This window comes from Rhodanobacter aciditrophus (assembly GCF_042679525.1).
GTDB lineage: Bacteria > Pseudomonadota > Gammaproteobacteria > Pseudomonadales > Marinomonadaceae > Marinomonas > Marinomonas aciditrophus.
The window spans coordinates 17,041-31,298 of record NZ_JBHTMN010000003.1; the positions used below are offsets into that span (position 1 = coordinate 17,041).

Below are 14,258 nucleotides of genomic sequence, written 5' to 3' on the forward strand. Positions count from 1 at the left end.
CGAACTTATTGCCCTTCAATACGTTTGTAGTATTGGGCTCTAAAGTCCCTTGGCGTAACGCCTTTTAATTCATGAAAACGGCGGTTGAAGTTCGCCACATTATTGAAGCCTACCTGAAAACAGATATTCGCGATTTGCTGATCGGTTTCCGTTAATAGACTGCAGGCACGACTAATGCGCATGCGGTTGACGAATTCAGTAAAGCGGTTGCCCGTCGCTTTCTTAAAGAAGCGTGAAAAATGACTGTCTGACATGCCAATCAAGCTTGCCACATTGGCCAGAGTAATGTCGTTTGCGTAGTTTTGGGACACGTAATCCACTACGGTATTGATTTTACGCTGCAGGGTTTCACTGGATTTTAAGTCGATTTGAACCGTAGACAGCAAGCGGTAGCTTCGACTTTGAGACAATTGGTGCAGCAATGGCAGGGCATTCATCACCCGTTGTAGCCCAGAAGAATCACGCACCTGCGCGAAGGTCTCCTGTAGGTAATCAAAGTCTACGTTAAAGAACTCTATACCAGATTTGGCCCGGGCCAGCATGGGAAGTATTTCCGCTAATTCTGGCACGATTTTACAGCCTTGCTCGAAGGCTTCATGGTCAAAGCGAATGACCATGTCACGAAGTGGCACAGAGGTATCGCTGTTTTGACAGATCCAGTTGTGCGGCAAACGTGGGCCAGTAAGGATTAATTGTCCTGGCTTGTAGTTTCCTATGTAATCGCCGACAAATACCTTGCCAGTAGAGGCCACAATAAAGTGCAATTCGTAGTCATCATGGGCATGCCAACGAATTAATTCACTGGGGTGACCATGCTCCAAATAGCGGATGGTTTCGATGCCTTCATGTACCAGCTCGTATTCTGGTGTGAGTCGTTTTGTCGTCGCTGTTGACATAGTGGTTACCTACTTCGATTAAGCTCTAGCATGCAATATGTCCGTTGCAAAACTCGAGTATCGTAAACACGTTAATCCCGTGATGTGTTGCTATTATTGTTATCTTTGACAGTAGATGTCATTAAGGCACTTAGTGGATAGAACTAAGTGCCTTAAGCCACTTTTGCTAGGCGTCGTATTGCTGTTGCATGGCTTGGATTGCTTGGGTTAGATCAGTCACAAACGCAGGATACTGCGTTGGGATGTCTCCCCAAAGATAACGGTCAGTGGCAAAGTATTTTATGCCTTCTGCGTCATTAGTAAAGCGTTCCATCGAGGCGATGTTCGGCTCATGGTAAGGCGTTGCCACCGTACCTGCCTTCGCTTTGTGGTAATAGGTAAACCATGCCGCGATGCCCTGAATGGTTTTCGCTGGTGTACGGCCTTTGTTGTAACAACCCGCTAAAGAGGGGTAAACAAAGATCGGAAACTTAGCGTAGCCATCGGTACAAATACGTTCCACCGTATCGCCAATGTTAGCATTGCTGAAGCGACGACCGATGATTTTGTAGTAGGCATCAAGATCCACAATGGAGTCGCCAATCGCTGGGATGGAGTCTTCCAAAATGAAATCCACAAAGTACTGACTTAATTCTTCGTCACGCATGGCTTCGTCGAAATAGGTCATGCCTTTGAGTGCGGCTTGATAGACCACGTTGGTATGGCCTGCGTTCAGAATCCGGATTTTTGCTTCTTCGTAAGGCACAACATCGTCCACGAATTGCGCATTGACCAAATCCAAAGCAGGCTTAGCACCCGCAAACTTGTCTTGAATAACCCATTGTAGGTAGTCTTCGCCCATCACCGTCATTTGATCATCGATACCAAAGCGCTCACGCACGTCTTCCACATGCTCAGGGCTTGGTTTAGGGGTGATACGGTCCACCATAGAACAAGGGAAGGCAACGTTATCGGACACCCATTGTGCGAGCTCAGAATCCCCTTTCGCAGCAAGGAATTGCATCAAACCTGCTTCAAGAATTTCACCGTTGTGACGCAAATTGTCACAGCAAAGCAAGGTAATCTTAGCGTTAGAGGTTTGGCTGCGCAGTTTCAGACCCGCATACAAAAAAGCGTAAAGGGTATGACGCTCACCGGCTAGGTCACCTTTAATTGCTGGATGATCTAGCATTAGCTGACGGTTTTCGTCTAGGTAGTAGCCACCTTCTGTCACGGTCGAAGTAATCATCTGAATGGCGCTGTCAGCCATCGTTTGATCTACCGCTTCAGGGTCTTTAGCTCCATCGATTTGACCCACAAGAGAGCGAATGTGTTCGTACTCTGTGTTGCCTTCAGGGTCCATGGTTTTCAGAACATACTCGCCTTTTTGTTCAACAAAGCGGCTGAATGCTGCAGAATCCTGTGGACGTAAGTTGACGCCAATAATGCCCCAGTTTTTGCCTTCAGGGGTTGCCAATAGACGGTCGAAGTAGACTGCCTGGTGGGCGCGGTGAAACGCGCCCACTCCTAAATGCATGACACCGGCTGTGATGTCGTTACGTTGGTAGCCACGCTCAAGCAGTTGATCAGCGTTTTGTGTGGCAATTAGATGATTAGCCATGGCTTGCTTCCTCAGCAATAACAGAGAAGACACGATCGCTTTCGTTGAATAGGATCACTTCTTCACGGTCAACATTGATATGAATGATTTCGCCATCTTTGATGGTGGTACGTGCTGGTGCTTTAACAATGATGGTTTGATCATTTGACAAGCGAACATGTGTGTACGCTTCAGAGCCAAGGTGCTCGATCAGTTCAACTTTACCGCTTAGGTCGCCACCTTCAGCAACAATCTGCATGTGCTCAGGACGAATACCCATGGTCACGTTAGAAGGCAATGGCCCGTGAGTGCGTGATACAGGGAACTCGATGACTTTATTCATCAGGTTCAGCTCTAGGTTTTCACCAGAACGAGTCACACCGTCTAGTGGAATAAGGTTCATTTTCGGCGTACCGATGAACTCAGCAACGAAACGGCTGTTTGGTGAGCGGTAAAGCTCAAGTGGCGTCCCTACTTGCTCGATTTGACCGGCGTTGAGGATCACAACACGGTCCGCAAGCGTCATGGCTTCTACCTGATCGTGGGTTACGTAGATCATGGTGGTGCCTAATTTCTTGTGCAGGCGGGCCAGCTCAAGACGCATCTGTACACGCAATGCTGCGTCCAAGTTAGACAGTGGCTCGTCAAACAAGAAGACTTTTGGTTGGCGAACGATGGCGCGGCCAATGGCGACACGCTGACGTTGACCACCGGACAATTCTTTTGGTTTACGCTCTAGTAGTTTGTCTAGTTGCAAAGAAGCAGACACTGACTTCACTTTTTCTTGGATAACGGCGTTGTCTTCTTTTGCTAGGCGTAGAGCAAAGCTCAAGTTATCCGCTACTGTCATGTGTGGGTACAAAGCGTAAGACTGGAATACCATGGCTAGGTCACGTTTAGAGGACGCCAGCTCAGTGATGTCGCGACCGTCAAGATTGATGGTGCCGCCAGTGCTGGATTCAAGACCTGCGATGGTACGTAAAAGTGTTGATTTACCACAGCCAGATGGGCCAACGAATACGATGAATTCGCCTTCTTCGATGGCCAAGTTGATGCCGCGTAGGGCGTGGTAATCGTCGTAGTGTTTTTGTAGCTCTGTGATGTTTAAGTAAGCCATTATTCTTATTCCTATAAATTATTTCACGGCACCGAAGGTGAGGCCTTGTACAAGTTGTTTCTGACAGAACCAGCCGAATACAACGATTGGCGCACAAGCCAGTGTTGAGGCAGCCGATAGCTTGGCCCAGAACAAGCCTTCAGGGCTGGAGTAAGAGGCGATCATTGCTGTCAATGGTGCCGCTTCAGATGCTGTTAGGTTGAGAGACCAGAAGGCTTCGTTCCAACAAAGCACGATGGAAAGCAGTCCGGTTGATGCGATGCCGCCAACAGACAGAGGCAATACTACTTTGGTCATTTCACCCCATGGAGAGGCGCCGTCCATACGAGCTGCTTCCAAGATTTCTTTTGGCAGATCTTTGAAGTATGAAAACAGCATCCAAACGATGATGGGTAGGTTCATCAAGGTGAAAATGATGACCAAACCCAGTTTGGAGTCCAATAGACCGTAGTTACGGCTCAAAATGTAAATAGGAACCAATACACCCACAGCCGGTAGCATCTTGGTGGACAACATCCAAAGCAAAATATCTTTGGTACGTTTACCAGGGAAGAACGCCATAGAGTATGCCGCTGGGATCGCAATGATCAGGGCAAGAATGGTTGCGCCAAACGACGTCACCACAGAGTTCCAAGCGTGTTTTAGGTAATCACTACGTTCTTGCACGATTGAGAAGTTCTCAAGCGTTGGTTCAAAGAACAATTGTGGTGGTACGGAGATCGCTTGCAGTTCTGTTTTGAAGGACGTAATGAACATCCAAAAAATCGGAAAGAACAACAGCAGTGCAATAGTCCAAGAGGCAATGCCTACCAAGATAGTTTTGAGTTTGCGTTGTTGCGTTAAAGTCATAATGTTGTCCTCACACTGTTAGGTTTTTGCCGACAGCGCGAATCAAGAAGAACGCGACTATGTTTGCAAGAAGTACGGCGAATAAACCACCTGCGGAGGCGACGCCCACATCGTATTGAAGCAGTGCTTGGTTATAAATAAGGTACGCTAAGTTAGTACTGTCGTAGCCTGGACCACCGCCTGTAGAAACATAAATCTCAGCGAAGACCGCCAATAGGAAGATGGTTTCAATCATCACCACAACTGCGATTGGACGTGCCAAATGTGGGATGGTCAGGTAACGGAAAATGTGCCAGCCAGTTGCGCCGTCCATTTGAGCGGCTTCTTTTTGCTCCGTGTCTTGGGACTGAAGTGCCGTCACGAAGACGAGGATGGCAAAGGGGAGCCACTGCCAGCTCACCATGATGATGACCGACATAAGTGGATGGTTAGACAACCAATCGATCGGCTCTAACCCAAAGGAGTTGGATATCCAAGCGAAGATGCCATACACAGGGTTCATCATCATGTTTTTCCAGATCAAGGCGTTGACTGTAGGCATGATGAAGAAAGGCGATATTAATAGTACACGTACAATGTTTCGACCAGCAAAGGGCTTATCAATGAGCGCTGACAGCGCCACACCGAGTACCACGGTAATGATCAAAACAGACAGTAATAGAATCAGGGTGTTTGAGACCGCAATCCAAAAGCCAGGATCGGTAACAAAGAATTCATAGTTCATCCAGCCAACAAAGTTAGTACGACCTGGGTAAAGCAAGTTGTAGTTGATGGTGGAAAAATAAATGGTCATTGATAATGGCACTATCATCCATGCCAGTAGCAAAATGACAGAGGGTGCCATTAGTAAGCGAGTGATGGAACGCTTCATGGGATTTTCTCTCGTTATTAGCTTTTGAGCGCGTCTCGCGACGATGATGTCGAGAATAAACAGGGGCACTATCGCCCCTGTTTAGTATCGATGTACGACAGCTGGTTAGTAGTAACCCGCTTGACGCATTTGACGATCTGCAGAGCGGTTCGCAGATTTAAGAGCTTGATCAACCGATAAGCTGCCTGCCAATGCACCAGAGATCATCTGGCCAGTGGTAGTACCAATTGCTTGGAACTCAGGAATCGCAGCAAATTGAACGCCCACGTATGGAGATGGTTCTAGTGTGCTGTCGTTAGGGTTAGCAGAGTTGATCGCTTTAAGTTCTGCATCAGCAAAGACGGCTGCTTTTTGGAACTTAGGATTTTCGTAAGTGGATTGACGAGTACCTGTTGGTACAGCGCCCCAACCATTCGTTTCGCCTACAAGCTTGATGTAGTCTTTTGAAGTGGCCCAACGTACGAAGGTTTGTGCAGCTTCAGCGTTTTTAGTAGCAGCTGGGATACCAAGCGCCCAAGACCACAACCAGTTAGCGCCTTTCTCTGTTTTAGAGTAAGGAGACTGTGCGAAGCCAACTTTGTCTGCGACTTTAGATTGTTTTGGATCCGTTACGAAAGAGGCAGCGATAGTAGCGTCGATCCACATGCCACATTTACCTTCGTTGAACAGTGCCAAGTTTTCGTTGAAGCTGTTACCGCTTGCGCCTGGAGGGCCGTATTTACCCATCATGTCAACGTAGAAGCTAACAGCGTTTTTCCACTCTGCAGATTCTAGTTGTGGTTTCCAGTCCATATCGAACCAGCGAGCACCGAAAGAGTTTGCCATAGCCGTTAGGAAGGCCATGTTGTCACCCCAACCTGCTTTACCACGTAGACAGATGCCGTAAACGCCATTTTCAGGATCGTTCATTGCTGCTGCCGCATTACGGATATCTTCCCAGCTATCACGGTCACTGATGGTGACACCTGCTTTCTCCGCAAGATCTTTACGGTACATAACCATAGAGCTCTCACCGTAGAATGGCGATGCGTACATAGTGCCGTCGTAAGATAGACCGCCACGGATAGATGGCAAAATATCATCAACGTCATAAGAACCGCTTGTATCGATTGGCTCTAACCAACCGCGCTCACCCCAAATAGGAGCTTCGTACATACCGATGGTCATCACGTCGTATAGACCGCTGCCATTTGCAATATCTTGTGTAACGTTTTGACGAAGGACACCTTCTTCCAGCGTTACCCATTTGACTTTGATGTCAGGGTATTGCTTTTCAAATTCTGGTGTTAGTTTTTGCATCTCAATCATGTGACCGTTATTCACGGTAGCGACTGTGATTTGCGTTTCAGCAAAGGCATTGATTGCTGCGAAGGATACCGCACAAGCGACGGCTGTTTTGGTAAGACTTTTCATAGGTTCTCCCAGTTTGGGTAAGTTTCTTTTTATTGTCGCACCTAGTGGTCTTGATCGTTTGCTGATCAAGTGGAGTAAATATAAGCCATAAAACAATTGACTAACTAGTACATATACAGCCACTTTATGTACTTTTTTGTTTCGTTACTACTTAATTGATCAAAAATGTAGTCAAAATAATACTCTTTTGACTTTGCTCTATTTGCACATAAATCAAGGCTTTATCACTATTTGTAGTCAAAAAAGCATTATAGGTTTGATTTCGCTTATTTGCCCAAAACAGGCCAGTGGCTATAATGGCGGCACCTTTGTGGGAGAGTGTGTATGACAGATGTAATTGATAATAAAGAGTCAATGGGCTTTAAACGTCTAAAGTGGCAATGCCGACGTGGCATGCTTGAGCTGGATGTTTTATTTGAGCCTTTTTTGGATGATGTGTTTTTGACGCTGAGCGAAGAAGATAAACAGCGCTTTTACAAATTAATTGAGTGTGAGGACCAAGAGATCTTCCCTTGGTTTATGCAAAAAGAGGTGCCGGAAGATCCAGATTTAGCGCGTATTGTTGATATTATTGTGACTCGAGTACAACCTGAAAACTATCGTTCTAAATAAATCCTCCCGCCTTGAATGGCTGATGTCGCTGCTGTTTTTGCTGGCAGCGACTGTCCTCATTGTGTATTTACAACTTTCGCAAAGTGCGTTGATACTTTTTTGGCTTGGTGCTCTAACTGTGAGGGGATTGCAGAGGCGAATGGCTTGTCATCTGGTACAGCTTGATGATGGAAAGGTGTCTTTAGCTAGGGGAGAAAAGACCTATCCTGTGCGCCTTGTGTATCAAAATGATGGCTGGATGGTGGTGAGTCTGGCCCCAGCAAATCAGGAAACTTGGCTACAAGGTATTGGCTTTTTCCTAATACAACGTCACCAAGTATTGTATCGAGATCAATTCACCCATGATGACTATCGGCTCGTTCGTTCAACATTAAATGTCGCGAAATTTATTGGCCAGTCAGCATCTGCTAAGAACGGATCCTAGGTTTTAAAATAGTCGCGGAAGAATGCTCTAATTTATCAGGGTAATCTAGAGTGAAATGCAGTCCACGGCTTTCTTTTCTTGCTGCGGCTGATTGAATGATAAGGTCTGCCACCACAGCCAAGTTGCGCAGCTCTATCAAGTCTGCTGAGACCTTGTAATTCGAGTAAAACTCTTCAATTTCAGACAAGAGCAAATCAACCCTATGTTTGGCCCGCAGAAGTCGCTTATTAGTGCGTACTATGCCAACGTAATCCCACATGAAGCGGCGTAATTCGTGCCAATTATGGGTGATAACCACATCTTCGTCCGAGTCCGTTACTTTGGATTCGTCCCAATCAGGGATCATAAAATCCCCCCGTACGGATTGATCAGCCATAATATCCTTGGCGGCAGCTCTGGCATAGACGATACATTCCAACAAGGAGTTGCTAGCAAGTCGGTTTGCCCCATGGAGCCCTGTATAGGAGGTTTCTCCAATGGCATATAAGTCTTTTACATCCGTAGCGCCTTTTTGATTCACCACGACGCCTCCACAGGTGTAATGGGCGGCAGGCACGACAGGAATCGGCTCTTTGGTTAAGTCGTATCCGTATTTAAGGCAGCGTTGATAGATTGTCGGAAAATGCTCTTTAATGAATTCTGGGTCTTTGTGTGAAATATCCAGTAGAACATGCTTCACACCAAGGCGCTTCATCTCATGGTCAATCGCTCTGGCAACAATATCTCGTGGTGCGAGCTCGCCGCGCTCATCAAAATTGAACATAAAACGACTACCGTCAGGTAGCAGTAGGCGACCACCTTCTCCACGAACAGCTTCCGAAATCAGGAAAGTTTTCGCTTTGGCATCGTACAAGCAAGTCGGGTGGAACTGATTGAATTCCATGTTGCCAACACGACACCCTGCACGCCATGCCATGGCAATACCATCACCGGATGCGGTATCAGGATTGCTAGTATACAAATACACCTTGCTACTCCCCCCACAGGCGAGTGCTACGCGGCGTGCGTGAAAGACTTCCACTTGGTCTTCTGCTTGATTCAGTGCATAAGTGCCAATGACTCTGTTTTCCCCAGGGATGCCAAGCTTTTGGGTAGTGACCAGGTCAATGGCCATGCGATCGGGATAAAAATGAATGTTTGGGTGGGCAACGGCGTTTTCAATCAATGTTTTGGAGATGGCTAGCCCTGTGGCATCCGCCGCATGAATGATGCGTCGATGACTGTGTCCGCCTTCTTTGGTCAGGTGGTAGTCGTCCTTGTCACCATGGCGGGTGAAGGGCACCCCTTGTTCGATTAGCCAGTCGATGCTTTCTTTTGAATGCTCCACCGTAAAGCGGATCGCGGCTTCATCGCCTAAGTCGGCCCCAGCAGAAATGGTGTCTTGAACATGTGATTCCACCGTATCTGTATCAGATAATACAGCGGCAACGCCGCCTTGGGCGTAGAGTGTTGAGCCTTCAGTAATATCGCCCTTAGTCAAAATAGCAACTTTATGGGTGGCAGCCAGCTCAAGGGCAAGGGTTAGGCCGGCAGCGCCAGCGCCAATGATGACGATATCGTGGTGTAAGTGTAGGCTCATCTTGTTGTTCTAACTTGTAATAAACTTACCAATAGTACACTGCTTCGCTGTGGCAATGAATACTTTGTGGAGCAAACGCGATTAGACTTCGGCCTGAGAGGCAAATGGAATACAATATTTAACCATTCAGGTTCCGGTTGTCATGGAACTCCTAAACTAGGGTGTTGTCCACTTGTTTAACAAATAGGCGGGCGCAATATGATTTTAAATTATGAGGTGCCTATGCAGCACGAAACGTCCAGTGATGAGGCGTTGGTTAAGCGGGTTCAAACAGGCGATAAACGTGCCTTCGATCTGTTGGTATTGAAGTACCAGCATAAGGTGGCAGCGTTAATCTCCCGTTATATTCAGGACAAGCAAGAAGTGCTGGATGTGGCGCAAGACAGTTTTATCAAGGCATATCGAGCGATTGATAGTTTTCGTGGAGACAGTGCGTTTTACACTTGGCTTTATCGAATTGCCGTCAATACAGCAAAAAATTATTTAGTGAGTCGTTCTCGCCGTCCACCGTCTTCTGACGTGGAGCTGGATAACGAAGACACCCATGCAAGTTATGCAGAATTGTCAGATGTGGGCACTCCGGATGCAAATCTGAATCGTGATCGTCTAGAGACCGAGATCCAATCGGCTATTAGAGATCTACCTGAAGAGCTTCGGGGAGCTCTCACATTGAGAGAGTTTGACGGCTTAAGTTATGAAGACATCGCTCAAGTGATGGATTGCCCAGTCGGTACTGTCAGATCACGAATTTTTCGTGCGCGTGAAGCAGTTGAAAAACGTATTCGCCCCATTGTCGGGGGAGGAGACTAGTTATGTCCAAACATAATGGCAAATTCGGCTCAGGGACTTATGAAAGCCTATCTGCATTTTTGGATAACGAGGCCAATGCAGAGGATATAGAAAGATTGTTGGCAGCAGATAAAAACGATCTTGCCTACAAACTTGATCACTATCATGAGATCTATCAAACCGTACAACCGGATAGCGAACATTTAATTTTTGATTCCAGCGCTTTTTTAGCGGGTATTCACGATAAGTTAAAGAAAGACATTCCAGATAACAATATTGTGGCATTTCCAGTTCGCAATGAGGCCCCACAACGCAACACCTTGGATATTTCTTTGCCTGTAGTGAGCGAGTCAGAATCTAAAAACACCAAGGGGCCGATTTTTGGCGGCCTTGCGGTGGCTGCAAGTGTGGCATTGATGGTGTTATTAGGTGGCAATTTGCTTCTGAGCACACCTGACAACGGCTTCTCCTCGGTAACAGCAACAGCTGCTCGAGCGCCTGTCATTGAGCAAAATGTTGTGCCGGTACAGGAGTTAAGAGGGGAGATGGCTCTGGAAAACAATGAACGTTTGCAAAGCTATTTGAGACAGCACGCACAGCAGGCTTCTATGACAGTTGGACAAGGCATGATTCCTATGGCGCGGGTAGTGAGTTACCCACAAGGCGAGCGTCAATGATACGAGCGTTTCTGACTTTAATCCTGTGCTTGACTCTGCCACTCGCTCACGCAAGTAATGTGGGAGTAGATTGGCTGTCTCGCATGGTGAATTCCTTCGACAACTTGTCCTATGAAGGGGTGTTTGTACACCAAGAAGCTGGTGCTATGAACAGCATGCGTATCCGCCATGGTCTCATTGGTGGTGTGGCATACGAAAGCCTTGAAGATTTAGATGGACAACGGATAGAAGTTATTCGAGTGGATGACAGTGTCATTTGCGTCTACAAGGAAAAAGAAGATTTTGATATTGGATTAGTGCCAAATACACCATTCAAGCGTTTTAAAAAGCTTGATGAGGGACGTTTAGTTCAGACTTATGACATTCGTATTGCTGACAATCATAAACGCATAGCATCACGACAAGCCGTTAAACTGACTTTGATCCCCAAAGACGAATATCGCTATGGGCACTCATTTTGGGTGGATAAAGAAAATGGATTTTTGCTTAAACACGATGTACTGGATAACAACGGAGAGCTGCTTGAACGCATACAGTTCACTTCAGTAAACTTTATACCGGACTTGAAAGCAGAAGATTTTAGCCCTAAAGAGGGATTGCACACCCAACAGTTTGTGAAATCCGACCCAGATCCAGTGCCTAATCGTTGGCAATTTGAGTGGCTGCCTCAAGGCTTTGATCTGGTATGGTCTAATGCCCGTAAAATGAATGACACAACCAACATGATGCTATTGTCAGATGGAATGAGTACGGTGTCTGTTTTTGTTGAGGAGTCTGACCGTAAACGTCCTCAGACCTTGATGAATCTTGGTGCAACCATTGCTGGTGAAAAGTCGATTCAAGTGGGAGATCAAACTTACCTGCTGACCCTTGTGGGGGAAGTCCCTGCGCAAACGATTCAGCGATTGATGACGGCAATAATGCCGAAAGCAGAATATGATTGAAGAACAAGGTACCGTGCTGTCGATTGATGGCGGCATTGCAGAAGTAGAAACCATCCGCACCAGCACCTGCTCAACGTGTCGAGCGCGACATGGTTGTGGCCATCATACCATTGCGAAAGTGTCTAACAGCAACCGAATGCTGATGAAGGTTATTGCTCCAGAGTCTTTAGCGGTGGGGCAAAACGTCACTGTCGGTATACCTGAAGACACTCTTTTACAAGCGTCTTTTTGGATGTATGCCGTGCCTTTACTAGGGTTAGTCGCGGGCGCTGCATTACCTTCACTTTTTACGGAACAATCCATTGTGTCAATTGTCGGAGCACTGTGTGGTTTTTTGGGTGGTTTGTGGACGGCAAAAAGGAAGGCGTCTCGCGAAGCCGATAATCCAGAGTTTTATCCACGCATCTTGAAAATTAATGCACAGGCACCATTCATTCCAGTAGTGCAAAAAGCCTGAAATCCTCTTCACCTGACACAACTATAGCAAGTTAAACTTTGGTACATCTGAGGAGACCAATAAATGAACAAATTGCTAAAACGTGTGAGCCTAGTCAGCGTCAGTGTGCTGATGCTTTTCTCTGCGCTTACCCATGCAGCGAACCTTCCTGATTTTACCGAGCTCGTTGAAGACTCTTCTCCTGCTGTTGTAAACATCAGCACCGAACAGTCGGTATCGTCGAGTAATAGGCAGTTAAGCCCTGATGCGCAGGAGCTTAATGAGTTCTTCCGTCACTTTTTTGGCCAGCAGCCATTCGGTCAACAGCAACCCCAGCAGCCGCGTCAACAACAGCGTCAGCGAAGCTCTCTAGGGTCTGGTTTCATTATTTCCCATGATGGGTATGTGTTGACGAATAATCACGTGATTGATGGGGCGGATGTGATTCATGTTCGTTTGAACGACCGCCGTGAATATGAAGCGACACTGGTAGGGACTGACGCCCGCACTGATTTGGCCCTGCTTAAAATTGAGGCGGAAGATTTACCCATAGTAAAAATGGGCGATTCTGATGAGCTGAAAGCCGGTCAGTGGGTGCTCGCGATTGGTTCGCCGTTTGGTTTTGACTACACAGTGACGGCTGGGATTGTAAGTGCCATTGGTCGAAACTTACCCAGTGATAACTATGTGCCATTCATTCAATCTGACGTTGCAATCAACCCTGGTAACTCAGGTGGACCTTTATTTAACCTAGACGGCGAGGTAGTGGGTATTAACTCACAAATCTACACTCGTTCCGGTGGTTTTATGGGGGTGTCCTTCGCTATACCAGCCAATATGGCCATGTCAGTTGTAGACCAGCTTAAAGCAGATGGTAAAGTTTCCCGTGCTTGGTTGGGTGTCTTGATTCAAGATGTGAACAACGATCTGGCTGAGTCCTTTAACTTGGATCGTCCTCACGGTGCCTTAGTGAGTCGAGTGATGCCTGATTCTCCAGCAGAGGCTGCGGGATTAAAAGCCGGTGATATCATCATGGAATTCAACGGTAAAACCATTGAGCATTCTTCTGAGCTACCTTATCTAGTGGGTCAGCTTAAAGTGGATACTAAGGCGGAAGCGAAAGTGTTCCGTGATGGGGAAGAGCGTACCATTACTATTACCCTGGCTAAGCGTCCTGATGATGAGAACCTAATGCAGAACCAGCAGCAGGAACAACAAGGTCGATTGGGTATGACAGTCGCTCCGGTAACGGATGAAATGTCTGAGCGCTTGAGCGTCGAAGGCGGTGTTGTTGTTCAACAAGTGTTGGGTGGCGCTGCAGCGCGAAATGGCCTGCAACAAGGTGATGTCATTACCATGTTCAATGGGCAGGTGATTAAGGATCCTCAGAGCTTTGCTGATATTGCAAAAGAGGTACCAAATAATCGCTCTGTACCGATGCGTGTGATTCGTGACGGTTACCCTATGTTTATTCCATTTAAAATTGTGGAATAACGATTTAGGTTTGACTTTAAAAGCCCGCTGTAAAGCGGGCTTTTTTGTGTCTCAGCTTGAATAAAAAGATTAGTCATGTAACTATTTTTATCTGATTTTTAGTGGTTTAAAGTCTTTTTTTTATTAGAGTTAAAATAATTTCAGGAGAGTCTGTGGAACAGGTCCTAGAGAAAGGCATTTGTTTTCGTTTAGGGGATGAGCGTTATGTGCATCCATTATCAAGTGTTAAGGAAGTGCTTAGCTATCAATCTCCCGCACCTGTTCCAGGGGCTGGTGCCGGCGTAGAGGGTATGATTGATGTGCGTGGTCATATGGTGACGGTACTGTATGGAACTCATTTACTAAATTTAGATCCTACCCAATGTGAGGATGAAGGACACATTCTAGTGCTGGATTTGCCTACGGGGTACTTTGGCATTCGAGTCGAAGACGTGGAGCAGGTGATGGACTTGCCTAGTGATGAAGAAACGCAAACTCTGGAATACCGCTCCCATGATTGCATTCAAGGGACCCTGCAACGGGATGAAGAGCTGTTTATTCTGGTGGATTTTAGTAATTATTGCGCTGCACTCAATTAA

Annotated in this window: 15 protein-coding genes; 8 read left to right on the top strand and 7 right to left on the bottom strand. The window is 46.7% G+C overall.

The genetic code is table 11. From position 1 onward, the window contains the following. Nucleotides 1–5: 5 nt before the first annotated feature. The 6 genes from ACFQ45_RS00825 to ACFQ45_RS00850 all read right to left on the bottom strand — a co-directional run bounded on the left by ACFQ45_RS00825 (nt 6) and on the right by ACFQ45_RS00850 (nt 6,725). The gene (locus tag ACFQ45_RS00825) at nt 6–896 is read right to left on the bottom strand and encodes a helix-turn-helix domain-containing protein (protein WP_377364348.1); all 891 of its coding nucleotides are present in this window, start codon (nt 894–896) and stop codon (nt 6–8) included. A 166-nt stretch (nt 897–1,062) separates the two neighbouring features. Then, entirely contained in the window at nt 1,063–2,496 is a 1,434-nt protein-coding gene (locus ACFQ45_RS00830; protein ID WP_377364350.1) for a mannitol dehydrogenase family protein, read from the bottom strand. Then, on the bottom strand, nt 2,489–3,592 hold the full coding sequence (locus tag ACFQ45_RS00835) for an ABC transporter ATP-binding protein (RefSeq protein WP_377364352.1): 1,104 nt from the start codon (nt 3,590–3,592) through the stop codon (nt 2,489–2,491). Before ACFQ45_RS00835 ends, ACFQ45_RS00830 begins: the two co-directional genes overlap by 8 nt. Nucleotides 3,593–3,610: 18 nt before the next feature. Then, a complete protein-coding gene (locus ACFQ45_RS00840) occupies nt 3,611–4,441 on the bottom strand; it encodes a carbohydrate ABC transporter permease (protein WP_377364354.1) in 831 nt (276 codons plus the stop codon). A 10-nt stretch (nt 4,442–4,451) separates the two neighbouring features. After that, on the bottom strand, nt 4,452–5,312 hold the full coding sequence (locus ACFQ45_RS00845; RefSeq protein ID WP_377364356.1) for a carbohydrate ABC transporter permease: 861 nt from the start codon (nt 5,310–5,312) through the stop codon (nt 4,452–4,454). A 105-nt stretch (nt 5,313–5,417) separates the two neighbouring features. Continuing rightward, nucleotides 5,418–6,725, bottom strand: coding sequence for an ABC transporter substrate-binding protein (locus ACFQ45_RS00850; RefSeq protein WP_377364358.1), 1,308 nt, complete (start codon nt 6,723–6,725; stop codon nt 5,418–5,420). A gap of 324 nt (nt 6,726–7,049) precedes the next feature. Between ACFQ45_RS00850 and ACFQ45_RS00855 the strand changes: the two genes are divergently transcribed. Together ACFQ45_RS00855 and ACFQ45_RS00860 are read left to right on the top strand one after the other, a co-directional pair. Continuing rightward, a complete protein-coding gene (locus ACFQ45_RS00855) occupies nt 7,050–7,337 on the top strand; it encodes an FAD assembly factor SdhE (protein ID WP_377364360.1) in 288 nt (95 codons plus the stop codon). 139 nt (nt 7,338–7,476) lie between these two features. Further along, nucleotides 7,477–7,761, top strand: coding sequence for a hypothetical protein (locus ACFQ45_RS00860; RefSeq protein WP_377364362.1), 285 nt, complete (start codon nt 7,477–7,479; stop codon nt 7,759–7,761). Here the strand turns inward: ACFQ45_RS00860 and nadB are convergent. Then, nucleotides 7,745–9,340 carry an L-aspartate oxidase gene (nadB, locus tag ACFQ45_RS00865; RefSeq protein WP_377364364.1) on the bottom strand — a complete coding sequence of 532 codons (1,596 nt, stop codon included), beginning with the start codon at nt 9,338–9,340 and terminating at the stop codon, nt 7,745–7,747. The two genes, ACFQ45_RS00860 and nadB, sit on opposite strands and share 17 nt — an antisense overlap. 222 nt (nt 9,341–9,562) lie before the next feature. Between nadB and rpoE the strand changes: the two genes are divergently transcribed. The 6 genes from rpoE (at nt 9,563) to ACFQ45_RS00895 (ending at nt 14,258) form a co-directional block, all read left to right on the top strand. Beyond that, nucleotides 9,563–10,150 (top strand): RNA polymerase sigma factor RpoE, encoded by a 588-nt coding sequence (gene rpoE, locus ACFQ45_RS00870; RefSeq protein ID WP_377364366.1) that lies wholly within the window; start codon nt 9,563–9,565, stop codon nt 10,148–10,150. A 2-nt stretch (nt 10,151–10,152) separates the two neighbouring features. Next, nucleotides 10,153–10,806, top strand: a complete 654-nt coding sequence (locus ACFQ45_RS00875; protein WP_377365083.1) for a sigma-E factor negative regulatory protein — start codon at nt 10,153–10,155, stop codon at nt 10,804–10,806. After that, nucleotides 10,803–11,750 (top strand): MucB/RseB C-terminal domain-containing protein, encoded by a 948-nt coding sequence (locus tag ACFQ45_RS00880; protein WP_377364368.1) that lies wholly within the window; start codon nt 10,803–10,805, stop codon nt 11,748–11,750. The genes ACFQ45_RS00875 and ACFQ45_RS00880 overlap by 4 nt, the downstream gene beginning before the upstream one ends. After that, nucleotides 11,743–12,207 carry a SoxR reducing system RseC family protein gene (locus ACFQ45_RS00885; protein ID WP_377364370.1) on the top strand — a complete coding sequence of 155 codons (465 nt, stop codon included), beginning with the start codon at nt 11,743–11,745 and terminating at the stop codon, nt 12,205–12,207. Before ACFQ45_RS00880 ends, ACFQ45_RS00885 begins: the two co-directional genes overlap by 8 nt. Before the next feature lie 63 nt (nt 12,208–12,270). Further along, entirely contained in the window at nt 12,271–13,680 is a 1,410-nt protein-coding gene (locus ACFQ45_RS00890; RefSeq protein ID WP_377364372.1) for a DegQ family serine endoprotease, read from the top strand. 152 nt (nt 13,681–13,832) lie between these two features. Next, a complete protein-coding gene (locus ACFQ45_RS00895; RefSeq protein ID WP_377364374.1) occupies nt 13,833–14,258 on the top strand; it encodes a chemotaxis protein CheW in 426 nt (141 codons plus the stop codon).